Genomic DNA, 25,161 nt, shown 5'->3' with positions numbered 1-25,161 from the left:
GTGATCCGATGTCTGAGGCAGGATGGGCGTATGCGAGTCCTCGATACGCACCTGCACATGTGGGACGAAGAAGTCCTCACCTACACCTGGCTGGAGGGTCCCTACGCCTACCGCTTCGCCGAGACGGAGGTCGAGCACGATCGCCTCGACGTCGAGCGCGAGGAGGCGGTGTTCGTCCAGGCCGAGACGACCGAGGGCGATTACATCGGAGAGGTGCGGTGGGTGCAGTCCCTCGCCGGGCGCCTCGGGATCGCCGGAATCGTCGCCGGCGCGCAGCTGCACCGCGGCATCGACACGGTGACGCACCTCGAGGAGTTGGCGACGCATCCGCTCGTCGTCGGTGTACGCCACAACCTGCAGAACGATCCCGACGGCCTCGCCGTGTCGAGCGCCTTCGTGACCGGAGCGCGCGAGGTCGCCGCCCGCGGGTGGACGTTCGACGTGTGCGTGCGGGCCGCGCAGCTGCCCGACATCGCCCGCCTCGCCGGCGCCGTGCCGGAGCTGCGGATGGTGCTCGACCACCTCGGCAAGCCCGCCGTCGGCACGGCGGATGCTCCGCTCGCCCCGTCGGCGGAATGGGTGCGCGACATCGAGGAGGTGGCGAAGCATCCGGAGGCGTTCTGCAAGCTCTCGGGTCTGCCCGCCGAATCCGGGGGCGTGTGGAGCGCCGAGCAGCTCGTGCCGTTCCTCGACGCCGCCGCGGATGCCTTCGGCGTCGAGCGCCTGTTGTGGGGGAGCGACTGGCCGGTGTCGTCGATCGGCCCGGCCGAGGAGGGCGACCCGCATGCGCCGGCCGACGGCTCGGCGACGTATCAGCCGCACGCGCGGCAGCGCTGGCTCGACACGGTGGTCGAGTGGGCGGAGGCGCGCGGGCACGACGTCGACGCGATCCTGTGGGCGAACGGGCGGCGGTTCTACCGGTTGGACGACCCGCGGGTGGAGTCGGCGGATGCTCCCCGCCGTGGGTTCTTCGGGCGGCTGTTCGGGGGCTGAATCAGCGGGGCGTACGGGTTATCCACATCAATCTCCGTCCGCCGATTCTCGCCTCGCGGATTATGGGAGGCTCACCTCGTCAGTCGTGCGTGCTGGAGGGGGTCCCGTGGGGCAATGGAGTGTGGATGCCGAGGGTGTTCTCGGTGTCGTGACGGGTGTGGATACGGCGGGACCGGACTGCGAGAAAGCCCACCGCGACATCACCGATGCGGCAGACTCGGGCGCGACGCTGTCGGTGGGCGGGCGAACGGTGTTGAGCGCGGCGTGGGAAACGTTCATCGAGGACCGTGCGCTCGTGCCGGGCAAGATCATGCACACGATCGCAGCCGCGGCTGGAGCGCTGAGCGAGGCGACTTCTGCACTCGTGGCGGGCGATGAGCAGATGTCCCTCGACATCAACGCGGCTCAGCGCACGGCCGAGAGCTGGGGCATTGCTCCGCCGAGGGCTTACAACCCGTCAGGGGGTGCGAGCTGATGGCGATCTCCGAAGACACGGTCGCCGAGGTGGTGTCGCCCGCGAACGTCGAGTATCTCGACTCGCTGCTGTCCTCGGCGCAGTCGGCGCTCGATGCCGCGATGGATGTCGCGCAGGAACATTGGCTGACAGTGCCGGATGTCTTCCAGGTCGTCGGGGCGGAGGGCGTGGACTACCTGCTCGACCCGTCGTCTCGCGCGGTGCAGGAATGGGGCACCGCACTCGCATCGGCGCGGACGGCGCTGTCGGATGCCGCGACCGACACCCTCCCCGCATTGGTCACCCGGCGCACGCGACTTCTCGAGCGGATCGTCGAGGTGAACAGGCAGTCGTCGGATGCCGATGGTGCGGTGGCCCTCGCGGATGCCCAGTACTGGTCGGCGTACGGCAGCGACCCGGAGTCTTCTTCGACCACGTCGGCTCGGGAGTCGCGGACGGACGCGCTGCACAGCCAGGAGCAGGCCCGCGAGATCGTGTCGCAACTCGAGATCGATATCGAGACGTTCCGTCGTGATGTCGAAGCGGAGGAAGAGGCCATCGCGAGGAAACTGACGGGAATCAGTGGTGGCGATGAGGTTCTCGGCGCGTGGGGTGACGAGGTGCGGGTCTCGCAGACGTTTTGGGGTTTTGCCGAGCAGGCGTATCCGGGTGTGCCCCGGGAGATCTCTGATCTGTCGGAAAACCTGCGTGACTCCGTCGCGCAGGCGACTGTCGCGCGGATCAATAAGTTGAGCGTGATCGATCCGACCGCCGCGGAGGAGTGGGTCGATGCCCATCCCGAGTTCGTCTCGGCAGTCGGGTTCATCGACCCGGCAGTGGCGGCGCGTCTGTGGCAAGGGATGGCCTCGGAATCGACGCGAGCCTCAGACGACGGAGGTGAGCGCTGGGCGACGGGGCCGCTGGCTCAGCTCTTCGATATCGCGCCGTTCGCCATCGGGAACTTGAACGGGATCCTGGCGAAGGACCGCGACGAGTTCAACCGCGAAACGCTGCGGCAGACTCTCGACGATCCCGATGCATCCGCGGAGCAGCGTGCCGCGGCTGAGCAGACCCAGAAGGCGCTGGATCGCGCGCTGGCATCGTCGCCCGCGGGCACGGTCGTGCAGCTCGTCGCGTTCGAGGTTCCGTCCGACGGTGGAGAGCGCGACATGCGGGCAGCGGTCTCGGTGGGCGACCTCGACACTGCGCAGGACGTGGGAATCATGATTCCTGGCATGAACAGCAGCGTTGCGGAGTCGATCGCGGGGTTGGTGGGGAATGCCGTCAACATGCAGGAGGCGCAGGTCAACATCAGCAATCCCCGGACGACGGCGACCGTCGCGTGGATGGGATACGAGTCGCCCACGAGCGTTCCGATGGGGCGTACCTACGTCGGTGAGGAGACCTTCGCCCAGACCGGCGCAATCTCCCTCGGCCATTTCCTCGGCGGTGTCGACGCGGCCAACGCGACAGCCCAAACGACGGTGCACGCGCACTCGTACGCAACGCGAGTGGCGACCTACGCGCTGTCTTCGGGCGAGTACGGCGGGGCAGAGGTGGATCACTTGGTGCTCTATGGCTCGCCAGGGATCGCGGAGTCAGTGCGAACGGTGGACGACCTGACGGGCGTGCCGATGGGCGAAGTCTATTCGACGAAATCGCCGGGAGATCAGTACGTCGCGCCTGCGTATGGCGTCGATCGGACACTGGCGCATGTCGGACTGTCCCTGCTGACGGGCAACGTTGGCGCCTTGGGTGTCGCGGAGATGGGGGAGGCGGAGTCCGACATTCGTGGCGAGGACAACGTCGATCCGAATGACTCGGATTTCTGGGGCAAGGACGAGCGCAATGTCTTCACTTCTGACGGCGTGCTCGGGCACTCAGTGGACCAGACGGAGATTTCAGACGGGTACTGGAGCAGGGGATCGGACCCTTTAAAAGACGGGGCACTGATCTCGGCCGGAAGAGGGGGTGAGGCGCGATGAAGAGAGGCAAGCAGGCGATCATGGTGCCGTTGATTCTGATCTTGATCGCACTCACCACATCAGGTTGTGGGTTGATCGGAGCGAATCAGATGAACAGTGATGTGGCGCGGGAGCAGCTGGATTCTGCAGTTGAGGCCGTGCAGACGGTCGTCGGAGAGCACTGGGAGGTCGAGGTTGCCCCGGTCATCTCGAGTTGCTCTCGAACCCATGGTCAGTGGGTGGGGACGTGGACCGCAACGACTGCGGAGGATCGCGCCTCGTCATATGACTCGGTAATGGGCGCGCTCAGCGACCTCGGGTTCACCACTCGGATTCTCGGTCCCAACTCCACGACGCCCTCGGTCGGGGCTCAGTCATCCGATGGCTTCGGAGCCGAGTTCGTCATCCTCAATGACGGAGAAACCATCAGATTGAACGTCGGGTCGGATTGTTTCGTCGAATAGAGGACGGGGCATTCAATGTCTTCGAGTCGGACGGTGTTCTGGGGCACTCGGCAGACAAGACTTCAGATTCGGACGGCTATTGGAGTCGGGGATCCGACTCGATCGACGATGGTGCGCTGATCGCGGTAGGACGGGGGGGCGAAGTCGAATGAGGGGGCGGGGTGTATACACGGCGAGGTTGTCCGGTGTGCTTGCGGCAATGGTTCTGATCTTGGGGACGTTTGGTTGCGCCGGCGCGGATGGGAATGAGATGAATTCGAACAAAGCGCGAGAGCAGTTAGAACTCGTGGCGGAGGCGGTGCAGTCGGCTACGGGCGCGGAATGGGAGTCCGTGACCGAGGTAGGGCCGTTGGATTGCTCCTCTGAGCTTGAGCAACTGGCTGCGTCCTGGAAGGCAACGGCCACGGTAGACCGTGAGGCGGCGTACTCGGCGGTACGTGAAGCTCTCGAGCATGTTGGGTTCTCGACGTACGTGATCGCAGCGAGCTCGACAACACCCTCGATCGGATCTCAAACAGGCGAGGGGTTTGGGCTGGCGTTCTCGTATCCGATCGAGGGAGGCCCACTGTATCTATCTGTGGGGAGCGACTGCTTCCCACTTGAGGAGTGGCCGGATGAGGAGGGCTAACTCGGCCGCGATCGGCTCCTCCGACATCGCAACTCTCGCGATCGGCGTCCTCAGCTCGAACGTCTCGCTTTTCGGCCGGTTTCTTGGACGGCCCAGAGGGGAAGAAGCCAGATGAATTCTGCAATGAAAACACGCTGGCTTGCCGTGGCGGCCCTGTTGCTGAGCCTCCACGCGCTGACGGCTTGTGGGTCACCCGGAAGGAACGAGATGACCAGCGAAGAGGCGCGAGAGCAACTGTCAACGGCTGTGGATGTGGTCAAGACTGCGACCGGGCAAGGGTGGGTTGTCGACATAGAACCGACCCTCCTTGGATGCTCCCGAGCGCATAGCCAATGGACCACGAGTTGGAGCGGTTCGCCGACAACGGACCGCGATTCGTCGTACGCGTCTGTGCGCGAAGCTCTTGAAGAGGCCGGATTCGCGACTTGCATCAATGGAGAGCACACGACGACCCCGGTTCTGTCGGCGCAGGCTGCCGATGGTTTCGGCCTTGACTATTCGCAACCGATCGAGGGTGGGCCCGTCGGATTCAACGTGAGTAGTGGTTGCTTTCCTGAAGGCGAATGAACACTCTCGATGGCCAACAGGCGGTGGACAGAGGAACTCCAATAAGCGCACAATCTGGGCACCTCGCGAGGCGATGGCTTGCGTCCGCGGCAACGGTGCTGGTTCTCGGGCTGATCGGCTGTGCGCACATCGAAGGGAATGAAATGAACTCCGACAAGGCCCGAGAGCAATTGACAGTGGCGGCCGAGGCAGTGCAGTCGGCGACAGGTGCGGACTGGGAGCCCATGACCGACGTGGGTCCGATCGGCTGTTCGCCCGGTCTTGAGCGGATGAAGGCGTCCTGGAAAGGCGTTGCAACGGCAGATCGTGATGCGGGATACGCGGCTGTCCGTGAGGCTCTGGAGGAAGTCGGGTTCGAGACGCGCATTCTCGGCCCGAACTCCACGACACCTGCCGTGGCGTCTCAAACGGTCGACGGTTTCGGACTCGACTTCGCGTACCCGACCGAAGGCGGGCCGCTGTACCTCTACGTGAGCAGCGATTGCTTCCCGCTCGAGGAATGGCCGGATGAAGAAGATTGAGCAGACGGCGACGCGCACGCTCTCGGTAACAGCGATCGGACTCGCCCTCGTCTTCACCGGGTGCAGCACCGACAAAGACGCCGCCATGAACTCGACGAAGGCTCGTGATCAGTTGGACATCGCGGTGGAAGCCGTGCAGTCGGCGACAGGGGAGGACTGGGTGCTCGAAGTAGCGCCCGGGCCGATCGGTTGTTCTACTCCCGGTCTCGAGCACCTGACTACCTCGTGGAAGGCGACGGCGACGGTAGATCGTGATGCGGCGTACACGGCGGTGCGCGAGGCCCTGGAAGACGTCGGGTTCGAGACTCGGGTTCTCGGACCGGACTCCAGGACTCCCACTGTCGCATCCCAGACCGGAGAAGGATTCGGGTTGGACTTCGCCTACCCGATCGAAGGCGGGCCCGTTTATCTGCACATAGGAAGCGACTGCTTCCCCCTGGAGGAGTGGCCGAGCGACGAACCGGACGACTCCGGGCCCTGACCCGCATACACAGCGAAGGAGATCTCACCTCCCGCAGGAGCATCCGAACCATCTGCTCCTGCGCAACGCGAGATCTCCTCCGTGACGTGCGACGTGCGACGTGCGACCCGCGACTACTCCGACCGCAGGCGCAGCTGCGCCATGCCGCCGTCGACCTCGATGAACGTGCCGGTCGTCGAACCGGCCGCCGGCGAGACGAGGTAGGCGACGGCCGCCGCGACCTCGGCCGGGCTCACGAGTCGGCCGTGCGGCTGGCGGGCTTCGAGGGCCGCGCGCTCGGCGTCGGGATCGGATGCCGCGCCCAGCAGTCGCCCGACCCAGGGAGTGTCGGCGGTGCCGGGGTTGACGGCGTTCACGCGGATGCCTTCGCGCAGGTGATCCGCCGCCATCGCGCGCGTGAGCGCCGAGACGGCGCCCTTCGATGCGGTGTACAGCGCGCGCTGGGGGAGCCCGGTGGTGGAGGCGATGGATGCCGTGTTGCAGACCGCCGCGGCCGGCGACTCGCGCAGCCAGGGCAGAGCGGCCGAGGTCACGCGGGCGATGCCGGTGACGTTGATCGACAGCACGCGGGCCCACTCGTCGTCGTCATTGGCGGTGATGTCGCCGGTCGCGCCGATACCGGCGTTGTTGACGACGATGTCGAGGCGTCCGAACTTCTCGCCGACGGCGGCGATCGCCGCATCGACGCTCGCCCGGTCGGAGATGTCGGCCGTGAACGCGGCGAAACGGGCATCCGCTCCCGAGGTGTCGCGGTCCAGGATCGCGACCTGCGCGCCATCCTCGTGCAGCCGCGCAGCGATCGCCGCGCCGATGCCCGAGGCGCCGCCGGTGACGATCGCGACCAGGCCGTCGAGTGCGCCGCTCACTTCGCCGCCTCCCAGGCCACGAACTCCTGGCGCTGGTGGCCCAGGCCGTCGATCTCGACCTCGACCACGTCGCCCGGGGCGATGTAGGGGAAGTTGCCCGAGAGCGCGACGCCCTGCGGGGTGCCGGTGAGGATGAGGTCGCCCGGCTCGAGGGTCACGTACTGCGACAGGTGGTGCACGATGTGCTCGACCGAGAAGATCATGTCGCTCGTGTTCGAGTCCTGACGCGGCTCGCCGTTGACGAAGCTGCGCAGACCGAGCGCGTGGTGGTCGACCTCGTCGGGGGTGACGAGCCACGGGCCGGTCGGGTTGAAGCCCGCCGCGATCTTGCCCTTCGACCACTGGCCGCCCGAGACGGCCATCTGGAAGTCGCGCTCCGAGACGTCGTTCGCGAGCACGAAGCCGGCGACGTGGGCCATCGACTCCTCCGGCGAGTCGAGGTACGCGGCGCGGGTGCCGATGACGATGCCGAGCTCGACCTCCCAGTCGGTCTTGCTGCTGCCGCGGGGGATCGTGACGGTGTCGTTCGGGCCGACCACGGTGTTCGGGGTCTTCAGGAACAGGATCGGGATGGTCGGCGGTTCGGAGCCGGACTCGGCGGCGTGCGCGGCGTAGTTCATGCCGATGCAGATCACCGCGCTCGGACGCGCGATGGGCGCGCCGATGCGGAGGGCCGCGGCATCCTCGAGTTCGGGGAGTTCGCCGGCGTCGCGGGCGGCGGCGACGCGGGAGACGAAGTCGCTTTCGAGGAAGTCACCGTTCACATCGGATGTCACCGAGCGGAGGTCGAGGTAGCGATCACCCTCGACGAGGACGGGGATCTCTGTACCTGGGGTGCCGAGCCGCGCGAACTTCATGATTCTCCTGATCCTTCGGGTGGCCGCCCAGTGACGGCCGTCGTCGTTGACAGTATAGACATCGGATGTTTACACTCCAAGGGATTGCATGGGATTTCTCCATGCCCCGAGAGGAACCGTACCCGTGAGCCGTATCGTCGCACTCGACACCACCGACATCCGCTTCCCCACATCGCTCAGCCTCGACGGCTCCGACGCGATGAACCCCGACCCCGACTACTCGGCCGCGTACGTGGTCGTGCGCACCGATGCCGAGGACGGCATCGAGGGCCATGCGTTCGTGTTCACCATCGGCCGCGGCAACGACGTGCAGGTCGCGGCGATCGACGCGCTCGCGGGGCATCTCGTCGGACGCGAGATCGAACCGCTGCTCGACGACATGGGCGGAACCTTCCGCGAGATCATCGGCGACTCGCAGCTGCGCTGGCTCGGTCCGGAGAAGGGCGTCATGCACATGGCCATCGGCGCCGCGATCAACGCGCTGTGGGACATCAAGGCCAAGCGCGCGGGGATGCCCCTCTGGCAGCTGCTCGCCCGGATGACGCCCGAGGAGCTCGTCGACCTCGTCGACTTCCGCTACCTCACCAACGCCCTCACGCGCGACGAGGCCCTCGAGATCCTCCGTGCCGCCGAGCCCGGCCGCATCGAACGCGAGCGCGAGCTGCTCGCCACCGGCTACCCGGGATACACGACCAGCCCCGGCTGGCTCGGCTACTCGGACGAGAAGCTCGAGCGTCTCGCCCGCGAGGCCATGGCCGACGGCTTCACCCAGATCAAGCTCAAGGTCGGCGCCGACCTCGACGACGACATCCGCCGCTTCCGCAAGGCCCGCGAGGTGTGCGGCCCCGACTTCCCCATCGCGATCGACGCGAACCAGCGCTGGGAGGTGTCGGAGGCGATCGAGTGGGTGAACGCGCTCGCCGAGTTCCACCCCGCCTGGATCGAGGAGCCCACCAGTCCCGACGACATCCTCGGCCACGCCGAGATCGCCCGCGGCGTCGCCCCGATCCGGGTCGCCACCGGCGAGCACGCGCAGAACCGCATGATCTTCAAGCAGCTGCTGCAGGCCGACGCGATCTCGGTGATGCAGATCGACGCCGTACGCGTCGCCGGCGTCAACGAGAACATCGCCAACCTGCTGCTCGCCGCCAAGTTCGGGGTCCCCGTCTGCCCGCACGCCGGCGGAGTGGGGCTCTGCGAGGCCGTGCAGCACCTGTCGATGTTCGACTTCGTCGCCGTCACCGGCACTCGCGAAGGCCGGATGATCGAGTTCGTCGACCACCTGCACGAGCACTTCGTCGTACCCACCGACATCCAGGGCGGGTCGTACATGGCACCCACCGCACCCGGGTCGGGCATGGAGATGAAGGCCGACAGCATCCGCACCTACACGTGGACCGGCGCGCATGTCCTCGCCTGATCGCGTGATCGACATCCCCGCCCTCGGCTACGGTGCGGCGAACGTCGGCAACCTCTTCCGCGCGCTGAGCGACGACGACGCCTGGGCGGTGCTGGATGCCGCGTGGGAGAGCGGCATCCGCTACTACGACACCGCCCCGCACTACGGCCTCGGCCTGTCGGAGCGGCGCCTCGGCGCCTTCCTGCAGACGAAGCCCCGCGACGAGTTCGTGCTGTCGACCAAGGCCGGACGACTCCTGCGCCCGAACCCCGAGCACACGGGCGGCCTCGACACGGCCAACGACTTCCACGTGCCCGACGACCTCCAGCGGGTGTGGGACTTCTCGGCCGACGGCATCCAGCGGAGCCTCGATGAATCGCGCGAGCGCCTCGGTATTGAGCGCATCGACCTGCTGTACCTGCACGACCCGGAGCGGCACGACCTCGACCTCGCGCTCGCCGAGGCTCTGCCCGCGATGGAGCAGCTGCGCGCCGACGGACAGGTGGCGGCGATCGGCATCGGATCGATGGTGTCGGATGCCTTGGCGGCCGCCGTGCGCTCCGCCGACCTCGACCTCATCATGGTCGCGGGGCGGTACACGCTGCTCGAGCAGCCCGCCGCCGCCGACGTGCTGCCGGCGTGCCGGGAGACCGGAACGGGGATCGTCGCGGCATCCGTCTTCAACTCCGGACTGCTCGCGGCGAGCGAACCGCGCCGCGACGGCCGGTACGAGTACGGTCAGCTGCCCGACGACCTGTGGGATCGCCTCGTGCGCATCGCCGCGGTCTGCGCCGACCACGACGTGCCGCTGCCGGCCGCCGCGATCCAGTTCCCGCTGCAGGCGGCCGAGGTGCGCTCGGTCGTCGTGGGTGGCAGCCGCCCCGCGCAGCTCGAGCAGAACGCCGAGTACGCCGCGCTGGCGATCCCCGCCGAGCTCTGGCAGAACCTGGCCGCCGAGGGGCTCATCCCGGCGCGCTGACCGCTGCTGCCCCGTGGCCGTAGAGACCCGTGGCCGCGCGGACCCGAACCGCGCGGCCACGCAACACCCCGACCGAAGGAACCCCGTGCTCGAAGGCATCCATCCCCTGCTCACCGGTGAACTGTTGCTGCACCTCGATCGGATGGGGCACTCCGATTCGGTCGTGATCGCCGACGCGCACTTCCCCGCCTGGGGGCTCGGCGCACGGGTGGTCGACCTGCCCGGAACGACCACGCCCGAGGTCGTCGCGGCGATCCGCACCGTGCTGCCGCTCGACGACGCCCCCGGCCTCGACCTGATGACCTCGGCCGATGGCGAGGTGCTCGAGGTGCAGCGCGAGCTGATGGTCGCCGCGGGTACCGAGCGCGAGACCACGCGGTTCGTCGAGCGCTTCGCGTACTACGAGGTCGCGGCATCCGCGTATCTGATGGTGCGCACGGGCGAGACGCGCAAATACGGCAACGCGCTGCTGCGCAAGGGCGTCGTCGGGCACGCGTCGGCCTGAGATCTCGGGCGCTCGCGGTTCATAACTCCGGAGATTCGGGGAGGGGAAGCCCGGAATGGGTCGATCCGGTGGCACCCGGACGCACTTCTCCGGATCTCTGCGCGCGACAACGCGTACCCAACTCAGGACGAACGGGCCGAAGCGGGCCGAATCGCCCCGCAAGCGGGGGTTCCGGGCAGTTTTTCCTGAGTTAGGTACGCCCGGCAGCTGGCAAACGCCCGACGGTCGACTCGCGCACCACGAGCTCGGCGGCGAACGGCGTCATAGCGGGCGGCGGAGCGGCGGGGTCCGCGAGCTGCTGCAGCAGCACCGCCCCCGCAGCGCGACCGATGTCGTAGCCGGGCTGCCGCACGCTCGTGAGCGGCACCACACCCTGATGCGCCTGGGCGACATCGTCGAAGCCGATGATCGCGACGTCGTCGGGCACGCGGATGCCGTGGCGCACGAGCTGCGTGAGCACCCCGAGCGCGACCATGTCGTTCGCGGCGAAGATCGCGTCGGGCAGCTCGGCGGAGGGGAGGGCCGCGATGCGCGCCCCCGCGGTCATGCCGTCATCGGTGGTGAGGTGATCGACGTCGATCACCTCGATCGCAGCATCCGTCGCCTCGACCGCCTGGCGGAGTCCGGCGAGGCGGTCGTTCGACTGGCTGACGGTCGGGCTGCCGAGGAACATCACCCGTCGGCGTCCGATCGAGAGCAGGTGCTCGCCCGCGAGGCGGCCGCCGCCGACATCGTCGAAGAGCACCGAGGCGACCTTCGTGGAGGGCGGTATGGGGCCGACGACGACCGAGCGGATCCCGCGATCGGCGAGCGTCTCGAGCCGCGGCACGACATCGCCGAAGGGGTAGATGATGATGCCCTGCACGCGGTGCGCCTCGAACATGTCGAGGTTGCGGCTTTCCTGCGCGCCGTCGCGGTTGCTGTTGCTGAAGAACAGCGACCAGCCGGCCTCACGGGTGATGTCTTCGACGCCGCGGGACAGCTCGTGGAAGTAGGGGAGCCACGCGTCGAGCAGGATCAGGGCGAGCGCGGTGCTCGACCCCGCGCGCAGTTGGCGGGCCGACTCGTTGGGCACGTAGCCGAGCTCCTCGATGGCCGCCCGCACCTTCTCACGGCTGGAGGCCCGGAGCACGTGCGGGTGGTTGAGGTAGTTCGACACCGTCGACGACGAGACGCCGGCGAGGGCGGCGACGTCTTTGACGCTCGCGGGCATCGATCCTCCGTGATCACCGTGCGGCGCACCGTGCGCCGATAGGTGGCATCAGCGTAACCGACGTTATTGGCACGTTACAAGAAAGTTCTTGACATCGATCGGGCGCGGCGCATAGCGTGACCTGCACATCGCTTTGGCACGTGCCAATCGATGGAGGCGACGGTGCCGCACACCCGCCTCCGAGGGATCGCATGAACATCGGCTGTCACGGGCTCGTCTGGACCGGGAACTTCGATGCCGACGGCATCCGTCTGTCGGTCGAGAAGACCAAGGAGGCCGGCTTCGACCTGATCGAGTTCCCCCTCATGGATCCGTTCTCGTTCGACGTCGCCGCCGCGAAAGACGCTCTGGAAGAGCACGATCTCGCCGTCAGCGCCTCGCTCGGCCTGTCGGAGGCGACCGATGTGACGAGCTCCAACCCGGCGATCGTCGCCGCGGGCGAGGCCCTGCTGCTCCGCGCCGTCGACGTGCTCGCCGACCTCGGCGGCACCCACTTCTGCGGTGTCATCTACAGCGCCATGAAGAAGTACATGGAGCCGGTCACTCCCGAGGGGCTCGAGAGCAGCCGCCGCGCGATCGCGAAGGTCTCCGACCACGCCGCCGAGCGCGGCGTCTCGGTCGCCCTCGAGGTCGTCAACCGCTACGAGACGAACGTGCTGAACACCGCGCGCCAGGCGATCGACTTCGTCGGCCGGATCGACCGACCGAACCTCGGCATCCACCTCGACACGTACCACATGAACATCGAGGAGTCGGATATGTTCGCGCCGGTGCTCGACGCCGCTCCGCAGCTGCAGTACGTGCACATCGGCGAGAGCCATCGCGGCTACCTCGGCACCGGATCGGTCGACTTCGACACGTTCTTCAAGGCGCTGGGGCGCATCGGTTACGACGGCCCGATCGTGTTCGAGTCGTTCTCGTCGGCGGTCGTCGCGCCCGATCTGAGCCGGATGCTGGGGATCTGGCGCAATCTGTGGACCGACAACGTCGAGCTGGGCGCGCACGCGAACGCGTTCATCCGCGACAAGCTCATCGCGGTCGACTCGATCCGGCTGCACTAGCCGGATCGCTCGGGCGGGGAAGCTGTGACCAAGTTGTTATTACAGGTCTTCCCCTCCCGAACTTCATTAGATACATTTAGGTACAACTTGCGCGGGAGACCGCGGAGCGTCAGAATTGATCCGATGTTTAACCCCATCGGGTGAACGCAGCAACGAAGCAGCAGTGAACAAGAACCTTCAAGGAAGCAGGTGAGGCACGTGAGTGATCCCATCCTCAAAGTGGAGGGCATCAGCAAGGGATTCCCCGGTGTCCAGGCGCTCAAGGACGTGCATCTCGAGGTGCGCGCCGGGGAGGTTCTCGTCCTCGTCGGAGAGAACGGCGCCGGCAAGTCGACCCTCATGAAGATCCTCTCCGGGATCTACGCCAAGGACGAGGGCACGATCGTGTTCGAGGGCCGGGAGGTCGAGCTCACGAGCCCGCTCCAGGCGCAGGAGCTCGGCATCACGATCATCCACCAGGAGCTCAACATGATGCCCGACCTCACGGTCGCGCAGAACATCTTCGTCGGGCGCGAGCCGCGCACGGGTCCGTTCCTGTCGGAGCGCAAGCTCAACCAGCAGACGGCCGAGCTGCTCCAGCGGCTCAACATCCACCTCGACCCGAAGGCCCGCGTCGGCGACCTGACCGTGGCCGAGCAGCAGATGGTCGAGATCGCCAAGGCCCTCTCGTTCAACGCCAAGGTGCTCATCATGGACGAGCCCACCTCGGCGCTCACCGACTCCGAGGTCGAGACGCTGTTCGTGCTGATCGAGCAGCTCAAGGCATCCGGCACCGGCATCGTCTACATCTCGCACCGCATGGACGAGCTGCGCCGCCTCGCCGACCGCGTCAGCGTGCTGCGCGACGGTGCATACATCGGATCACTCGACAAGGCCGAGGTCAGCATCCCGAAGATCATCGAGATGATGGTCGGACGCGCGATCGACGAGGGCACCCGCCCCACCGCCCGCGATCACATCAACGACCCGGTCGTGCTCGAGGTGCAGGACCTGTCGACCAAGAGCCTGCTCAAGGACATCTCGTTCCAGCTGCACAAGGGCGAGATCCTCGGGTTCGCCGGTCTCATGGGCGCGGGGCGCACCGAGACCGCTCGCGCGATCATCGGTGCCGACCCCAGCGACGGCGGGACGGTGACCATCTCGGGTCGGCCGGCGAAGATCGGGCAGCCCGCGGATGCCGTCAAGCACGGCGTCGGCTACCTCTCGGAGGACCGCAAGCTCCTCGGGCTCATGCTCGAACAGGACGTCACCTTCAACACCGTGCTCGCCTCGCTCGGCTCCTACGCCAACGGGATCGGCTGGATGGGCGACGGCAAGGCGAAGAACCGCACCAAGGAGTACGTCCAGCAACTGCGGGTCAAGACGCCCTCGGTCAACCAGGTCGTCAAGCTGCTCTCGGGCGGCAACCAGCAGAAGGTCGTCATCGCCCGGTGGCTGATGCGCGACTGCGACATCCTCATCTTCGACGAGCCGACCCGCGGCATCGACGTCGGAGCGAAGGAAGAGATCTACCGCCTGATGCAGCAGCTCGCTGACCAGGGAAAGTCCATCATCGTCATCTCGTCGGAACTGCCCGAGATCCTCCGCGTCGCGAACCGCATCGCCGTGTTCGCGAACGGCCGGATCACCGGGACGCTCCGCAACGAGGAAGCCAGCCAGGAGAAGATCATGCAACTCGCAGCCCATGGGGAGGAAGACCGATGAGCACCCCGCAGAACGGGTCGTCGACGACGACGATCATCCAGACCGCCGTCAACGAGAACACCGACAAGCGCGACATCGGCGGCTTCCTCCGACGCCAGGTGCAGCAGTCGCTGGCGTTCGGCACGCTCGTCGTGCTGTTCATCTTCTTCTCGGTCGCCAGCCCGAACTTCCTCACCTGGAGCAACGTCTCCGGCATCCTGCTCTCGACCGCGGTCATCGGCATCCTCGCCCTCGGCACCACGTTCGTGATCATCACCGGCGGCATCGACCTGTCGCTCGGTACCGGCATGGCGCTCTGCTCGGTCATGACCGGTGTCTTCATCACCAACATGGGGCTGCCGGTGTTCGTCGGCGTCATCGGCGGTATCGCCACCGGTGTGCTGATGGGCCTCGTCAACGGCGTGAACATCACGTTCCTGCGGCTGCCCCCGTTCATCGCGACCCTCGCGATGATGATGATCGCCGGTGGCCTCGCGCTCGTGATCTCGGGCGTCGCGCCGATCTACTTCTCGTCGTCCGCTCCGGACTTCAAGCAGATCGCCCTCGGCACCCTCATCCCGGGCCTCCCGAACGCCGTGCTCATCACGCTCGTGCTCGCGGTCATCGCGTACCTCGTGCTGTCGAAGACGCTGCTCGGCCGCTACACCTTCGCGATCGGCTCGAACGAAGAGGCCACCCGCCTCTCGGGCGTCAACACGCGCCGCTGGACGATCTTCGTCTACATGTTCGCCGGAGCGTTCACCGGCATCGCCGGCGTCATCATCGCCTCGCGCCTCGACTCGGCCCAGCCGCAGATCGGTACGGGCTACGAGCTGCAGGCGATCGCGGCCGTCATCATCGGCGGCACCTCGCTGCTCGGCGGACGCGGCTCGATCCTCGGCACCGTGATCGGTGCGCTCATCATGAGCGTGCTCGTCAACGGCCTCCGGATCATGTCGATCCAGTCCGAGTGGCAGAACATCGTCGTCGGCGTCGTGATCCTGATCGCGGTGTTCTTCGACTCCCTGCGCAACCGCGCACGCACCTGACCCCGGAGGCGGCGCTGTGCCCGCCGCCTCCGATCGGCGACCCGGCCGACACCGCGGAGCGATCCGCACCGGCACACCGCACCACGAATGTCCCACTCCGGCTCCCGGGCCGGCACACACACAAACAACGGAGTTTCCATGAAGTTCGGAAAGAAGGCCGCGTTCGCGGCTCTGATCGCCTCGGCGGCGATCGTCGTGGCAGGCTGCTCGAGCAACGCGGGCGGCGGCGACGCCGGTGGCGACGCCGGCAGTGGTGACGAGATGTACATCGCCCTCGTCTCGAAGGGCTTCCAGCACCAGTTCTGGCAGGCCGTCAAGAAGGGCGCGGAGGAGAAGGCCGCCGAGCTCGGCGTCACCATCACCTTCGAGGGCCCCGCCGCCGAGACCGAGGTCGACGCGCAGCTGCAGATGCTGCAGACCGCCATCGACAAGAAGCCGGCCGCGATCGCGTACGCAGCCCTCGACCCCGAGGCCTGCGTGCCCTACCTCGACAAGGCCAAGGCCGCCGACATCCCCGTCGTGTACTTCGACGCACCGTGCGACGGCGACGTGGGCCTGAGCCTCGCCGCGACCGACAGCAAGGTCGCCGGAGCCCTGGCGGCCGAGCACATGGCCGAGCTCATCGGCGGTGAGGGCGAGGTCGCCATCGTCGGCCACTCGCAGATCAACTCGACCGGTGTCGAGCGTCGTGACGGCTTCGTCGAGAAGATCGAGTCGGACTACCCCGACATCGAGATCGTCGACATCCAGTACGGCGACGGCGACCACCTGAAGTCGGCCGACATCGCCAAGGCAATGATCGCCGCGCACCCCGACCTCAAGGGCATCTACGGCACCAACGAGGGCTCCGCCATCGGCGTCGTGAACGCGGTCAACGAGCTCGGCCTCGAGAAGGGCAAGCTCACCATCGTCGGATTCGACTCCGGTGCGGCCCAGATCAACGCGATCAAGGACGGCACGATGGCCGGCGCCATCACGCAGGACCCGATCGGCATCGGTGCGCAGGTCGTGCAGGCCGCGTACGACGCCGCCAACGGCGAGACGGTCGACGAGTTCTACGACACGGGTTCGTACTGGTACGACAAGACGAACCTCGAGGACGACAAGATCGCCGCGGTTCTCTACCAGTGATCTGATCTCCGGATCGAGAGGCCCCTCGCCTTCGGGTGGGGGGCCTCTTCGCGTGCCGAGGAGGGACGCTTCGACAGGCTCAGCGACCCAGTTCCGGAGGGAAGCACGGATGTACTGGGTCCCTGAGCCTGTCGAAGGGCCCTCCCTGCGGCATCCGTTCGGGAGGAGATCTCGCGTTCGGGAGGACCGGAGGAGCGGATGCTTCCTGCGGAAGGCGAGTTCTCCTCCGTTGTTGCGCGTGCGGGACGCTTCGACAGGCTCAGCGACCCAGTTTCGGAGCGATGCACGGAGATTCTGGGTCCCTGAGCCTGTCGAAGGGCCCCGCCACGAAGAGAGCCCCGGACGCCGGAAAGGCCCGGTATCCGAGGGGGACACACCGGGCCTTTCCCAACCGGAGAGAGGGGGGGATCCTCCGGTTGCATCCGCCGTCAGAGACGGCGGAGGAATGTGAGCTGCGAAGAGGGTTCCACGATCAGTTCCTGCAGCGCCGCATTGAACGGCACACCGGCCGGGGCCGAGATGTGCGCCTGGAACGCTGCGTGATCGCGATAGACCTCGTACACGAAGAAGCGATCGGGATCGTCGACGAGTCGCGTGGCATCGAAGACCACGTTACCTGTTTCTGCTTGTACTTCCACGGAAAACTCGCGCAGAAGTTCGGCGACGCGATCGCCCTCGCCGGGGCGGGCGGTGAAGGTGGCGTGCAGGATGGTGGGTTCGGATTCGGATGCGGATGCGTCGGACAACGGTGTCTCCAGAGGTCGGTCGGTTCAGCGCGAGAGTGTGAGCAGGCGGGCGGGGTTGGCGACGAGCATCCGATCCACGGCCTCGTCTCCGATGAGGGCGCGCAGGCGCGGCACGTAGCGTTCGCCGAGGTAGGCGAGTCCGGGCATCCCGCCGTAGGCGAGGTAGCGGGTGCGGCGCGCGACGTCGCCGCCGAGCAGCACCCGGTCGCCGGCGCCGCGTTCGACGACCGCGGCGGTGAGGGCGAGCAGCTCGGCATCCGATCGCGTGCGCGGCCGGGCCATGCCGTCGTAACCGAGGTACGCGCCGCGCTCGGCGAGCGAGGCGTGCAGGCCCGGGTCGGGATCGCGGTCGGCGTGCGCGAGCACGATCCGATCGGATGCCGCGCCCGCGGCCGCGAGCAGATCAAGCACCTCGTGGGCCGCCGTGCAGAACTCGAGGTGCACCATGATCGGCGCCCCGGTCTCGCGATGCGCGGCCGCGAGGGCGTCGAGGGTCGTGCGCTCGAAGTCGCTGATGCGCCAGTAGTCGATGCCGCCCTTGAGGAGTCCGGCGCGCACCGGGGCTCCGTCGGGGGCGTGCGCGGTGCGCAAGGTCGGCGAGGTGAGGACCTCGGCGTCGTCGACCGGCATCCCGTCCACGATGTCGCGCACGAACAGCGCGGTCAGGGCGTCGACGCCCCAGGTGCGGGTGGGGTGCTCTGGGGCATAGTGCGCCTCGCGGTGGCGCCCGGTCGTGGTGACGATGTGCAGTCCGGTCGCGGCGCTGATGCGTGCGACGGCCTCGGGGTCGCGTCCGATCCCGAACGGGGTCGCGTCGACCATCGCGGCGAACCCGCTGTCGCGCAGACCCTCGGCCTCGGCGCCCGAGAGCGCCTCGTCGTCGAGCTCGTCGCCGGGCAGCAGCGGACTCACCTGGAACAGGTGCTCGTGATAGTTCGTCGCCCCGAGCAGCGCCGGGTCGATGTCGCCGAGGACCGTGCGGATCATCGGCGCGCGAACTCCGCCGCCTGGGCGAGCTGCTCGACGATCTCGGGAGTCAGATCGAGTTCGAACACGTCGGCGACCACCTGCGACCAGCCGTGGATGAAGTAGCGCCAGCCGTCGACGACGACGAGCGACCGCGCCTGCTCTTGAGCGCGGGCCTGGTGCAGGAACTCGAGCGATCCGCGGTAGTTGAACTCCCACACGTACGCGTCCTCGGGAAAGACGACGTCGTCGGGCAGGGGCGAGCCGGGCCGATCCTTGCCGAGCCCGGTGGCGTTCACGATCACGGAGCCCGCCGGTGCCGCCGCCACCAGGGCCGCGGCCTCGGCGGGCGAGTCGGTGCGCACGTAACGGATCAGTCCCTCCGCCGTGCCGTGCTGCGCGTGCACGGCGCGCAGGTGCTCCAGCGCCTCGTCGCTGCGCGCCGTCACGGTCACCCGCGTCGGGGCATCCGCTCGTTCGGCGAGGGCCCAGCTGAGCGCCGTGCCCGATCCTCCGGCACCGAGGATGACGACCTCGGCTCCCGTGCGGGCGAAGTGATCGGCGGGCAGGAAGTCGTTCAGGGCGAGGTCGACGGTGATCGGGTCCTTCGCGCGGCCGATGAGGCGGTCGCCGCGCTTCGAGATGCTCGAGATCTCGCTGCACGAGACCGCGAACGGGTCGAGTTCGTCGAAGAGATCGGATGCCGCGGCGTACACGTTCATCTTGTGGGTCGTGACGAGCGCTCCTCGGTGGTTCGGGTCGTCGCGGATCTGCTCGACCATCGCGACGTACTGCGCGGGCGTGGCGTCCATCGGGAGGTCGTGCCCGACCAGCTCGCGGGTCGGGAGGCCCAGCACATCGGCCCAGCGGGGGAACACCTGCATGATCGACGACGATCCGGTGCTCACGCCGACGAAGCCCATGTATCCGGCGCCGGTATCCGCGTCGACGGGGAGGGAAGCGGGAAGGGAGGTGGTCATCGGGTTCTCCTACGGGGCGGTCACGGGGAAGCGGGGTTCGGAGCCCTTCAGCACGGCGATCACGTCGTCGAGCGAGAGGGAGCCCATGTTGTCGACGGCCTGGGTCGTCTGGGCGCCGAGGTGCGGGGTGACGATCACCCGATCGGCGAGGGCATCGGCGAGCAGGGGGCTGTTCTTCGCAGCCGTGTCGCCGTCGAGGGTGTCGGCCGCGTAGCCGGCGAGGATGCCGTCGTGCAGGGCGTCGGCGACCGCGGCCTCGTCGATCAGGTCGCCGCGGGCGGTGTTGACGATGACGCTGCCGCGACGCATGCGGGCGAGTCGACCGGCATCGACGAGCAGCTGGCCGCCCGGCGCGTGCAGCGAGATCAGATCGGCCGTCTCGAACAGCTCGTCGAGCCCCGTGGGCACGGCGCCCGCGGCGCGCACGACCTCGGCGGGGAGGAACGGGTCGGCGGCGAGGATGCGGCTTCCGAATCCGCTCAACCGCTTCGCGACCCCCTGGCCGATGCGACCGAAGCCCACGATCCCCACGGTCGCCGCTCCCAGCTCACGGCCCCGGCGCACTCCCCAGTCGCCCGCCCGCACCCGGCGATCGCCGTCGGGCACGAACCGCAGGGAGGCGAGCATCAGGCCGACCGCGTGATCGGCGACGGCATCCGCATTCGCGCCGGGAGTGTTCGACACCGGGATGCCGCGGCTCCGGGCCGCGGCCAGATCGACCGCCTCGGTGCCGACGCCGTAGCGCGCGATGATCTTGAGCCTCGGCGCCGCGGCGAGATGCGCGCCGGTCACGGGGCCGGTGCCGGCGATCCAGGCATCCGCCCCGTGCAGCAGCACGCGCAGCTCGTCGAGGTCGTGGTGCGCGGGGCCGCGGAGGATGCGGTGCCCGGCGACCGCCGCCCGCTCGACCAGGTCGACGTCGCCGTCGGAGAACGAACGGCTGGTGACGAGGATGACGCCCATCAGTTCGTCGTTTCGACGCTCGGTCGCCCGGCGAACCAGGGGGCGAGGGCCGTGTACGCCTCGGTGAAGCGCGCGTGGCGCTGGGCGTAGACCGCGTGGCGGGCGGGGTCGGGCGTGAACTCGGCGGTGACCTCGCTGAGCGCGCGGGCGGCCGAGAAGTCGGCGAGGCCGAGGCCGACGGCACCCGTGACCGCGGCGCCGAGGCTGTTCGCCTCTTCGACGATGGTGCGACGGCGCACAGGCACGCCCCATACATCGGCGAGCACCGAGAGGTACACATCGCTCTGCGCGCCGCCGCCGACCGCGTCGATGCGGTCGATCGTGGCGCCCGAGGCGCGGAACGCCTGGATGCACGTGAGCAGGTTGAACGCGGTGCCCTCGAGCACCGAGCGCACGAGGTGCGCACGGGTGTGGTGACGGGCGAGACCCACGAAGGCGCCGCGGGCGTCCGGGTCCCACAGGGGGGAGCGCTCGCCGAGCAGGTAGGGCAGGAAATAGAGGTCGTCGGTGTCGACGTCGGCGGATGCCTCGGCGGTGAGCCGCCCCGTGTCGGGGTGCGCCGGGTCGGCCGAGAGCGCCTCGGCGATCCACTGGACGGATGCTCCGCCCGCCTGCATCGTGGCGGTGGGCACGAACGATCCCGGCACGACGTTGTCGAACGTGAAGGTGCGCATCGCTGGATCGTGCAGCGGCGCATCCGCGGCGAACGAGATCCACGACGAGGTGCCCAGGCACACGTAGGCGCCGTCCTCCGGTGCGACCACGCCCGAGCCGACCGCGGCCAGCGGGCCGTCGCCGCCGCCCATCACCACGCGCACGCCCGTGTGCAGGCCGAGGGCCTCGGCCGCGGCATCCGTCAGCGGGCCCGCGATCGCGGTGGAGTCGAGGATCTCGGGGAACAGTGCGGGGTCGAGGCGTGCCGCCTGTAGCACCTCGCTCGACCACGTGCCGGTGCGCTGGTCGTAGGCGTTGGTGCCCGAGGCGTCGGAGCGGTCGGTCGCGAGGCGACCGGTGAGGCGCAGCACGATGAAGTCCTTCGCGATGCAGAACCGGCGCACACGCGCCCAGACGTCGGGCTCGTTGTCGCGCACCCACATGATCTTCTCGACCGAGTAGGTGGGGTTCAGGCGGTGGCCCAGGATGCCGTAGGCGTGCTCGGCACCGAGCGCCTGCTCGAGCTCGCGCTGCTGCGCGCCCGAGCGGGTGTCGGCCCAGATGATCGCCGGGCGGGCGGGCTCGCCGTCGGCGTCGAGCAGCACGGCGCCCATCATCTGACCGCCCACGACGAGACCCGCGACCTCGGTGGGGAGGGTGCCGGTCTTCGCGAGCAGGGTGCGGGTCGCCTCGACGACCGCGTTCCACCAGTCGAGCGGATTCTGCTCGGCGACACCGCCCGCGGCGAAGTGCGCGGGGTAGGGCACCGTGACCGACGAGACCAGGCGTCCATCGTCGTGGTGCAGCGAAGCCTTGTTCCCCGTGGTGCCGAGGTCGTGGGCGATCAGCATGGCCGGCTCAGCTCGCGGTCGTGTACGGGCGCAGGTCGGCCGAGCCGTCGGCGCCGCGGTAGGCGCGGGATCCCATGCCGTGTTCGAGCACCCAGCCGTAGTCGTGACCGGCGCCGCCGGGGTACACCGCGAGGAACGCGTAGGGCTCGTCGCCCGTATTGATCGAGCGGTGGGCCCAACCCGGCGGGATGTACCCGATGGTGCCGGGCAGCATATCGAGCCATTCGGTGCGCTCGCCGTCGAACATGAGCAGCCCGCCGCGACCCGTGAGCGCGAGGTAGATCTCTCCCTGATGGTTCGGGTGCTGGTGGCCCTTGGTCATCCAGAGCTCGCCGGAGGTGTCGCCGGGCATGATCGTGGTGATCGACTGGGGCAGCTCGCGATCGATCTCGGGCACGGGCGAGCTGACGACGGTGTAGACGACCGGGTTGTCGCCCTCGGCTGCGGCCTTCCAGGCGTCGTGGTCGAGGAAGAGGCCCTCGAGGTCCGACATCCGCCGGGTGAGAGTGGGGCCCTCGGGCGTGAGGGTCAGCTTCTCGGCGTCGAAGGCGATCGCCATCGGCTGGATCGGCGGGGTGTGGAAGGTGGGCATCGGTGCTCCTCGTCGCGCAGCGTCATTGCTGGTCGGGCATCGCGCCACAACCTGTCATTACAGGTGAGCATACCTGTTACTACAGGTTGGCGTCTACATCCATCTGCGCGGGGTCTGCTGCGCAGGTGCGCAGCTATCCCTCCGCCTGCCGGGCGCGATACGCGGCCACCGCGTTGCGATTCGCGCAGGTGGGGGAGCAGTAGCGCTTGGACCGGTTTCGGCTGAGGTCGAGGGCGATCGCCTCGCAGGTCGCGTCGTCGCAGATCGAGAGGCGCGAGCCCTCGTCCTGCCGGATCACGTCGACCAGGGCCATCGCGGTCTCGATCAGCACGCGTTCGGCGAGAGGCCGTTCGTCACCGACGGCGTGCAGGTGCCAGTCGGTGTCGCCGTGGCGCACGAGCTGCGGCGCGACGGGGGTGTCGGTGAGCACGTCGTTCACGCGTTCGGCCATCTCGTCGCGCGGCGCGAGCAGCAGGGCGCGCAGGCGCGGACGGATGCTGCGCAGATCGGCGAGTTCGGCCTCGTCCCGGTCGAGTCGGCCGGTGTAGGGGAACTCCTCGAGGAAGGTCTCCTCGTCGGCGAGGGTCTCGAGCGTGTCGGGATGCTCGGCGGAGTTCACGAGCCAGACGGATGCCTGCAGGGCATCCGCCGTGTCATCGGTGAAGATCATGTTGACATCTTACATTCGCCGCGAGTAGCGTCACATGCCATGAGCACTGTGACCGATGACGTGCGGACGGCGCGCGGCGTGAAGCTGGGTCTCCCGCTGGCGATCGGCGCCGCCTTCGCGTTCGGCATGTCGGGTGGATGGGCGCGGGGCCTGATCGACGCCGGGTGGACGCCCGGCGCCGCCGTCACCGCGCGCATCTGGGTCGCCGCCCTCGTGCTCCTCATTCCGACGGTCCTCATCCTGCGCGGGCGCTGGCACCTGCTGCGCCGCAACGCCGGCATCATCGCCGCCTACGGACTGCTCGCCGTCACCGCGACGCAGCTGTTCTACTTCCAGGCCGTCGCCGTGATGGACGTCGGCCTCGCCCTGCTCATCGAGTACACGGCGCCGGTCGCCGTCATCCTCTGGCTCTGGATCCGCCGGGGCGAGAAGCCCAGCCGCCGCAGCATCCTGGGCGCCGCGATCGCCTTCGTCGGCCTCGTGCTCATGCTCGACATCGTCACCGGTGCCGACGTCAACGTCGCCGGCATCCTCTGGGCGCTCGGCGCGATGGTCGGCGCGGCCACCTACTTCGTGCTCTCGGCCAAGGTCGACACCGGACTCCCGCCGCTCGCGCTCGCCGGCAGCGGGCTGTTACTGGGAGCGGTCGGGCTCACGTTCGCCGGAGCCGTCGGCATCCTCCCGATCGCCTGGAGCACCGACGACATCGCCTACCGCTTCGGCACCGTGCCGTGGTTCGTGCCCGTGCTCGCGATGGGCGTGCTCGCGACGGCTCTCGCGTATCTCCTGGGGATCGCGTCGACACGGATGCTCGGATCGAGGCTGGCCTCGTTCGTCGCGCTCGCCGAGGTCGTCGCCGCGCTGCTGTTCGGCTGGCTGCTGCTGGGGCAACTGCCCGATCTGCTGCAGGCGCTCGGCGGAGCGCTCGTGCTCGCGGGCGTCGTCGTGGTGAAGCTCGGCGAGCCCGCGCCGCCTGCGGAATTCGTCGAGCCGGTGCCCGAGGGGCGCGCCCGCGGCGATCGCTAGCCTGGTGGGCATGGAGCGAGCGCGAGGGTGGAAGGTGGGCGACCCCGGGGAGCTCGCCGAGCAGGTCGCGCGCACGCGGTCGAATCTGCCGCCGAATCGCGCGCACATCGACGCGAGGGAGGTCGAGCGTGCCGCCTTCGGTGTCGTCGGGCACCGAGACCTCGCATTCCAGGTCTGGGAAGACGCCCATGCGGCAGCGGTGGGCGCATGGCGCGAGTGCCGACGGCGGATGAGACGGGAGTACGGCGGCCGGAGTCCGCACGGCGGCTGGACCTTCCCGGTGCTGTTCCTGTCTCTCCTCGCGGCCGGCGTCGGCGCTGCTCTCGCCAGCGGCGCGCGCACCGATCCTGAAGCGACGCAGGGTGTTCTCGCGGTGCTGGTGGGTGGCTCGACCGTCGCCGACCTCGTCGTGCTCGCCGTCGCGGGCTGGCGCCCGTGGAACCGGGCCGTCGTGCGCCTGCAGATCGGTCTGGCGATCGCGCTCGGTGCCGCGACTGCCTTCCAGCTCTCCCGTCCGGAGATGTGGGTGCTGCCGCTGGTGATCGCCGGGGGAGTGATCGGCGTGGGCGGAATGCTGCTCGTGCTGCTCGTGCGGATGCTGCGCCCCGAGGAGAGGCTCGAGATCGACACTGTGATCAACGTCGCCGTCGAGCGCATGCAACCCGAACTCGATGCACGCGTAGCGGAGATCCGGGCCAACGCATCCGAAGAGCTGGGCGTCGAAGACAGCGCGCGCATCGTCGCGCTCCGCACAGCGGTGCTCGCCGATCTCGCAGCCGAGGGGATCGTGCTCGAGCCCGTGCCCGAGCAGACGCCGGCCGGCGGCGCGATGATCGCAGCGCTCACGGCCCACTGGCATCCTTACTCGCGCCAGAAGGCGTGAGCAGCCGCGGAGTGT

25 protein-coding genes are annotated in these 25,161 nt (G+C 68.3%); 15 read left to right on the top strand and 10 right to left on the bottom strand.

Features of this window, described 5'->3' with window-relative positions:
- The first annotated feature begins 30 nt into the window (after positions 1 to 30).
- From KV396_RS04475 to KV396_RS04450, 6 genes are all read left to right on the top strand, one after another.
- Positions 31 to 993 carry an amidohydrolase family protein gene (locus KV396_RS04475; protein WP_247956978.1) on the top strand — a complete coding sequence of 321 codons (963 nt, stop codon included), beginning with the start codon at positions 31 to 33 and terminating at the stop codon, positions 991 to 993.
- A gap of 106 nt (positions 994 to 1,099) precedes the next feature.
- Positions 1,100 to 1,468, top strand: a complete 369-nt coding sequence (locus KV396_RS04470; protein WP_247956977.1) for a DUF6507 family protein — start codon at positions 1,100 to 1,102, stop codon at positions 1,466 to 1,468.
- Positions 1,468 to 3,432: an alpha/beta hydrolase gene (locus KV396_RS04465; RefSeq protein WP_247956976.1), complete on the top strand. Its 1,965-nt coding sequence runs from the start codon at positions 1,468 to 1,470 to the stop codon at positions 3,430 to 3,432. Before KV396_RS04470 ends, KV396_RS04465 begins: the two co-directional genes overlap by 1 nt.
- A complete protein-coding gene (locus tag KV396_RS04460) occupies positions 3,429 to 3,875 on the top strand; it encodes a hypothetical protein (RefSeq protein ID WP_247956975.1) in 447 nt (148 codons plus the stop codon). Before KV396_RS04465 ends, KV396_RS04460 begins: the two co-directional genes overlap by 4 nt.
- A gap of 1,338 nt (positions 3,876 to 5,213) precedes the next feature.
- On the top strand, positions 5,214 to 5,591 hold the full coding sequence (locus tag KV396_RS04455) for a hypothetical protein (RefSeq protein ID WP_247956974.1): 378 nt from the start codon (positions 5,214 to 5,216) through the stop codon (positions 5,589 to 5,591).
- A complete protein-coding gene (locus KV396_RS04450; RefSeq protein ID WP_247956973.1) occupies positions 5,578 to 6,072 on the top strand; it encodes a hypothetical protein in 495 nt (164 codons plus the stop codon). The genes KV396_RS04455 and KV396_RS04450 overlap by 14 nt, the downstream gene beginning before the upstream one ends.
- Positions 6,073 to 6,185: 113 nt before the next feature.
- On the opposite strand, the gene KV396_RS04445 is transcribed toward KV396_RS04450, so the two are convergent.
- Both KV396_RS04445 and KV396_RS04440 read right to left on the bottom strand, forming a co-directional pair.
- Positions 6,186 to 6,938 carry an SDR family NAD(P)-dependent oxidoreductase gene (locus KV396_RS04445; RefSeq protein ID WP_247956972.1) on the bottom strand — a complete coding sequence of 251 codons (753 nt, stop codon included), beginning with the start codon at positions 6,936 to 6,938 and terminating at the stop codon, positions 6,186 to 6,188.
- Positions 6,935 to 7,795, bottom strand: a complete 861-nt coding sequence (locus KV396_RS04440) for a fumarylacetoacetate hydrolase family protein (RefSeq protein ID WP_247633762.1) — start codon at positions 7,793 to 7,795, stop codon at positions 6,935 to 6,937. Before KV396_RS04440 ends, KV396_RS04445 begins: the two co-directional genes overlap by 4 nt.
- A gap of 124 nt (positions 7,796 to 7,919) precedes the next feature.
- Between KV396_RS04440 and KV396_RS04435 the strand changes: the two genes are divergently transcribed.
- The 3 genes from KV396_RS04435 (at position 7,920) to KV396_RS04425 (ending at position 10,678) form a co-directional block, all read left to right on the top strand.
- Positions 7,920 to 9,215: an L-fuconate dehydratase gene (locus KV396_RS04435; protein WP_247956971.1), complete on the top strand. Its 1,296-nt coding sequence runs from the start codon at positions 7,920 to 7,922 to the stop codon at positions 9,213 to 9,215.
- The gene (locus KV396_RS04430; RefSeq protein ID WP_247956970.1) at positions 9,202 to 10,173 is read left to right on the top strand and encodes an aldo/keto reductase; all 972 of its coding nucleotides are present in this window, start codon (positions 9,202 to 9,204) and stop codon (positions 10,171 to 10,173) included. The genes KV396_RS04435 and KV396_RS04430 overlap by 14 nt, the downstream gene beginning before the upstream one ends.
- Positions 10,174 to 10,258: 85 nt before the next feature.
- The gene (locus KV396_RS04425) at positions 10,259 to 10,678 is read left to right on the top strand and encodes an RbsD/FucU family protein (protein WP_247956969.1); all 420 of its coding nucleotides are present in this window, start codon (positions 10,259 to 10,261) and stop codon (positions 10,676 to 10,678) included.
- 190 nt (positions 10,679 to 10,868) lie between these two features.
- On the opposite strand, the gene KV396_RS04420 is transcribed toward KV396_RS04425, so the two are convergent.
- Positions 10,869 to 11,891: a LacI family DNA-binding transcriptional regulator gene (locus tag KV396_RS04420; RefSeq protein ID WP_247633766.1), complete on the bottom strand. Its 1,023-nt coding sequence runs from the start codon at positions 11,889 to 11,891 to the stop codon at positions 10,869 to 10,871.
- A 191-nt stretch (positions 11,892 to 12,082) separates the two neighbouring features.
- Between KV396_RS04420 and KV396_RS04415 the strand changes: the two genes are divergently transcribed.
- The 4 genes from KV396_RS04415 to KV396_RS04400 all read left to right on the top strand — a co-directional run bounded on the left by KV396_RS04415 (position 12,083) and on the right by KV396_RS04400 (position 16,815).
- On the top strand, positions 12,083 to 12,952 hold the full coding sequence (locus tag KV396_RS04415; RefSeq protein WP_247956968.1) for a sugar phosphate isomerase/epimerase family protein: 870 nt from the start codon (positions 12,083 to 12,085) through the stop codon (positions 12,950 to 12,952).
- 198 nt (positions 12,953 to 13,150) lie between these two features.
- Positions 13,151 to 14,656 carry a sugar ABC transporter ATP-binding protein gene (locus KV396_RS04410; protein WP_247956967.1) on the top strand — a complete coding sequence of 502 codons (1,506 nt, stop codon included), beginning with the start codon at positions 13,151 to 13,153 and terminating at the stop codon, positions 14,654 to 14,656.
- Complete coding sequence (locus tag KV396_RS04405; protein WP_247624453.1) at positions 14,653 to 15,684, top strand: ABC transporter permease; 1,032 nt, start codon at positions 14,653 to 14,655, stop codon at positions 15,682 to 15,684. Before KV396_RS04410 ends, KV396_RS04405 begins: the two co-directional genes overlap by 4 nt.
- Before the next feature lie 138 nt (positions 15,685 to 15,822).
- Positions 15,823 to 16,815: an ABC transporter substrate-binding protein gene (locus KV396_RS04400; RefSeq protein ID WP_247624454.1), complete on the top strand. Its 993-nt coding sequence runs from the start codon at positions 15,823 to 15,825 to the stop codon at positions 16,813 to 16,815.
- Between the two features lie 428 nt (positions 16,816 to 17,243).
- Here KV396_RS04400 and KV396_RS04395 read toward each other — a convergent pair whose 3' ends face one another.
- The 7 genes from KV396_RS04395 to KV396_RS04365 all read right to left on the bottom strand — a co-directional run bounded on the left by KV396_RS04395 (position 17,244) and on the right by KV396_RS04365 (position 23,237).
- The gene (locus KV396_RS04395) at positions 17,244 to 17,561 is read right to left on the bottom strand and encodes a putative quinol monooxygenase (protein ID WP_247624455.1); all 318 of its coding nucleotides are present in this window, start codon (positions 17,559 to 17,561) and stop codon (positions 17,244 to 17,246) included.
- A gap of 24 nt (positions 17,562 to 17,585) precedes the next feature.
- Entirely contained in the window at positions 17,586 to 18,548 is a 963-nt protein-coding gene (locus tag KV396_RS04390; RefSeq protein ID WP_247956966.1) for a phosphotriesterase family protein, read from the bottom strand.
- Positions 18,545 to 19,507, bottom strand: a complete 963-nt coding sequence (locus KV396_RS04385) for a shikimate dehydrogenase family protein (protein WP_247956965.1) — start codon at positions 19,505 to 19,507, stop codon at positions 18,545 to 18,547. Before KV396_RS04385 ends, KV396_RS04390 begins: the two co-directional genes overlap by 4 nt.
- Positions 19,508 to 19,516: 9 nt before the next feature.
- Positions 19,517 to 20,470 carry a phosphoglycerate dehydrogenase gene (locus tag KV396_RS04380; RefSeq protein WP_247956964.1) on the bottom strand — a complete coding sequence of 318 codons (954 nt, stop codon included), beginning with the start codon at positions 20,468 to 20,470 and terminating at the stop codon, positions 19,517 to 19,519.
- On the bottom strand, positions 20,470 to 21,975 hold the full coding sequence (xylB, locus tag KV396_RS04375; RefSeq protein ID WP_247956963.1) for a xylulokinase: 1,506 nt from the start codon (positions 21,973 to 21,975) through the stop codon (positions 20,470 to 20,472). The genes KV396_RS04380 and xylB overlap by 1 nt, the downstream gene beginning before the upstream one ends.
- 7 nt (positions 21,976 to 21,982) lie before the next feature.
- Positions 21,983 to 22,567, bottom strand: coding sequence for a glucose-6-phosphate isomerase family protein (locus KV396_RS04370; protein ID WP_247956962.1), 585 nt, complete (start codon positions 22,565 to 22,567; stop codon positions 21,983 to 21,985).
- A gap of 133 nt (positions 22,568 to 22,700) precedes the next feature.
- Positions 22,701 to 23,237, bottom strand: a complete 537-nt coding sequence (locus KV396_RS04365; RefSeq protein ID WP_247956961.1) for a CGNR zinc finger domain-containing protein — start codon at positions 23,235 to 23,237, stop codon at positions 22,701 to 22,703.
- A gap of 39 nt (positions 23,238 to 23,276) precedes the next feature.
- On the opposite strand from KV396_RS04365, the gene KV396_RS04360 reads away from it, so the two are divergent.
- Both KV396_RS04360 and KV396_RS04355 read left to right on the top strand, forming a co-directional pair.
- Entirely contained in the window at positions 23,277 to 24,263 is a 987-nt protein-coding gene (locus tag KV396_RS04360) for an EamA family transporter (protein ID WP_247956960.1), read from the top strand.
- Positions 24,264 to 24,273: 10 nt separating this feature from the next.
- A complete protein-coding gene (locus KV396_RS04355; protein ID WP_247956959.1) occupies positions 24,274 to 25,146 on the top strand; it encodes a hypothetical protein in 873 nt (290 codons plus the stop codon).
- The last annotated feature ends 15 nt before the right edge of the window (positions 25,147 to 25,161 follow it).

This window comes from Microbacterium galbinum, from assembly GCF_023101185.1.
Taxonomy (GTDB): domain Bacteria; phylum Actinomycetota; class Actinomycetes; order Actinomycetales; family Microbacteriaceae; genus Microbacterium; species Microbacterium galbinum.
Note: the sequence above shows the minus strand (reverse complement) of the source record. Positions and strands in the feature narration are given on the sequence as shown.

What these genes read in the sequence shown, in the direction of transcription:
- KV396_RS04390 (WP_247956966.1), bottom strand. Translation starts at nt 18,548, where the DNA reads ATGATCCGCACGGTCCTCGGCGACATCGACCCGGCGCTGCTCGGGGCG.
- KV396_RS04400 (WP_247624454.1), top strand. Translation starts at nt 15,823, where the DNA reads ATGAAGTTCGGAAAGAAGGCCGCGTTCGCGGCTCTGATCGCCTCGGCG.
- KV396_RS04370 (WP_247956962.1), bottom strand. Translation starts at nt 22,567, where the DNA reads ATGCCCACCTTCCACACCCCGCCGATCCAGCCGATGGCGATCGCCTTC.
- KV396_RS04355 (WP_247956959.1), top strand. Translation starts at nt 24,274, where the DNA reads ATGGAGCGAGCGCGAGGGTGGAAGGTGGGCGACCCCGGGGAGCTCGCC.
- KV396_RS04430 (WP_247956970.1), top strand. Translation starts at nt 9,202, where the DNA reads ATGTCCTCGCCTGATCGCGTGATCGACATCCCCGCCCTCGGCTACGGT.
- KV396_RS04465 (WP_247956976.1), top strand. Translation starts at nt 1,468, where the DNA reads ATGGCGATCTCCGAAGACACGGTCGCCGAGGTGGTGTCGCCCGCGAAC.
- KV396_RS04385 (WP_247956965.1), bottom strand. Translation starts at nt 19,507, where the DNA reads ATGACCACCTCCCTTCCCGCTTCCCTCCCCGTCGACGCGGATACCGGC.
- KV396_RS04380 (WP_247956964.1), bottom strand. Translation starts at nt 20,470, where the DNA reads ATGGGCGTCATCCTCGTCACCAGCCGTTCGTTCTCCGACGGCGACGTC.
- KV396_RS04475 (WP_247956978.1), top strand. Translation starts at nt 31, where the DNA reads ATGCGAGTCCTCGATACGCACCTGCACATGTGGGACGAAGAAGTCCTC.
- KV396_RS04455 (WP_247956974.1), top strand. Translation starts at nt 5,214, where the DNA reads ATGAACTCCGACAAGGCCCGAGAGCAATTGACAGTGGCGGCCGAGGCA.
- KV396_RS04450 (WP_247956973.1), top strand. Translation starts at nt 5,578, where the DNA reads ATGAAGAAGATTGAGCAGACGGCGACGCGCACGCTCTCGGTAACAGCG.
- xylB (WP_247956963.1), bottom strand. Translation starts at nt 21,975, where the DNA reads ATGCTGATCGCCCACGACCTCGGCACCACGGGGAACAAGGCTTCGCTG.
- KV396_RS04420 (WP_247633766.1), bottom strand. Translation starts at nt 11,891, where the DNA reads ATGCCCGCGAGCGTCAAAGACGTCGCCGCCCTCGCCGGCGTCTCGTCG.
- KV396_RS04460 (WP_247956975.1), top strand. Translation starts at nt 3,429, where the DNA reads ATGAAGAGAGGCAAGCAGGCGATCATGGTGCCGTTGATTCTGATCTTG.
- KV396_RS04440 (WP_247633762.1), bottom strand. Translation starts at nt 7,795, where the DNA reads ATGAAGTTCGCGCGGCTCGGCACCCCAGGTACAGAGATCCCCGTCCTC.
- KV396_RS04405 (WP_247624453.1), top strand. Translation starts at nt 14,653, where the DNA reads ATGAGCACCCCGCAGAACGGGTCGTCGACGACGACGATCATCCAGACC.
- KV396_RS04365 (WP_247956961.1), bottom strand. Translation starts at nt 23,237, where the DNA reads ATGATCTTCACCGATGACACGGCGGATGCCCTGCAGGCATCCGTCTGG.
- KV396_RS04415 (WP_247956968.1), top strand. Translation starts at nt 12,083, where the DNA reads ATGAACATCGGCTGTCACGGGCTCGTCTGGACCGGGAACTTCGATGCC.
- KV396_RS04360 (WP_247956960.1), top strand. Translation starts at nt 23,277, where the DNA reads ATGAGCACTGTGACCGATGACGTGCGGACGGCGCGCGGCGTGAAGCTG.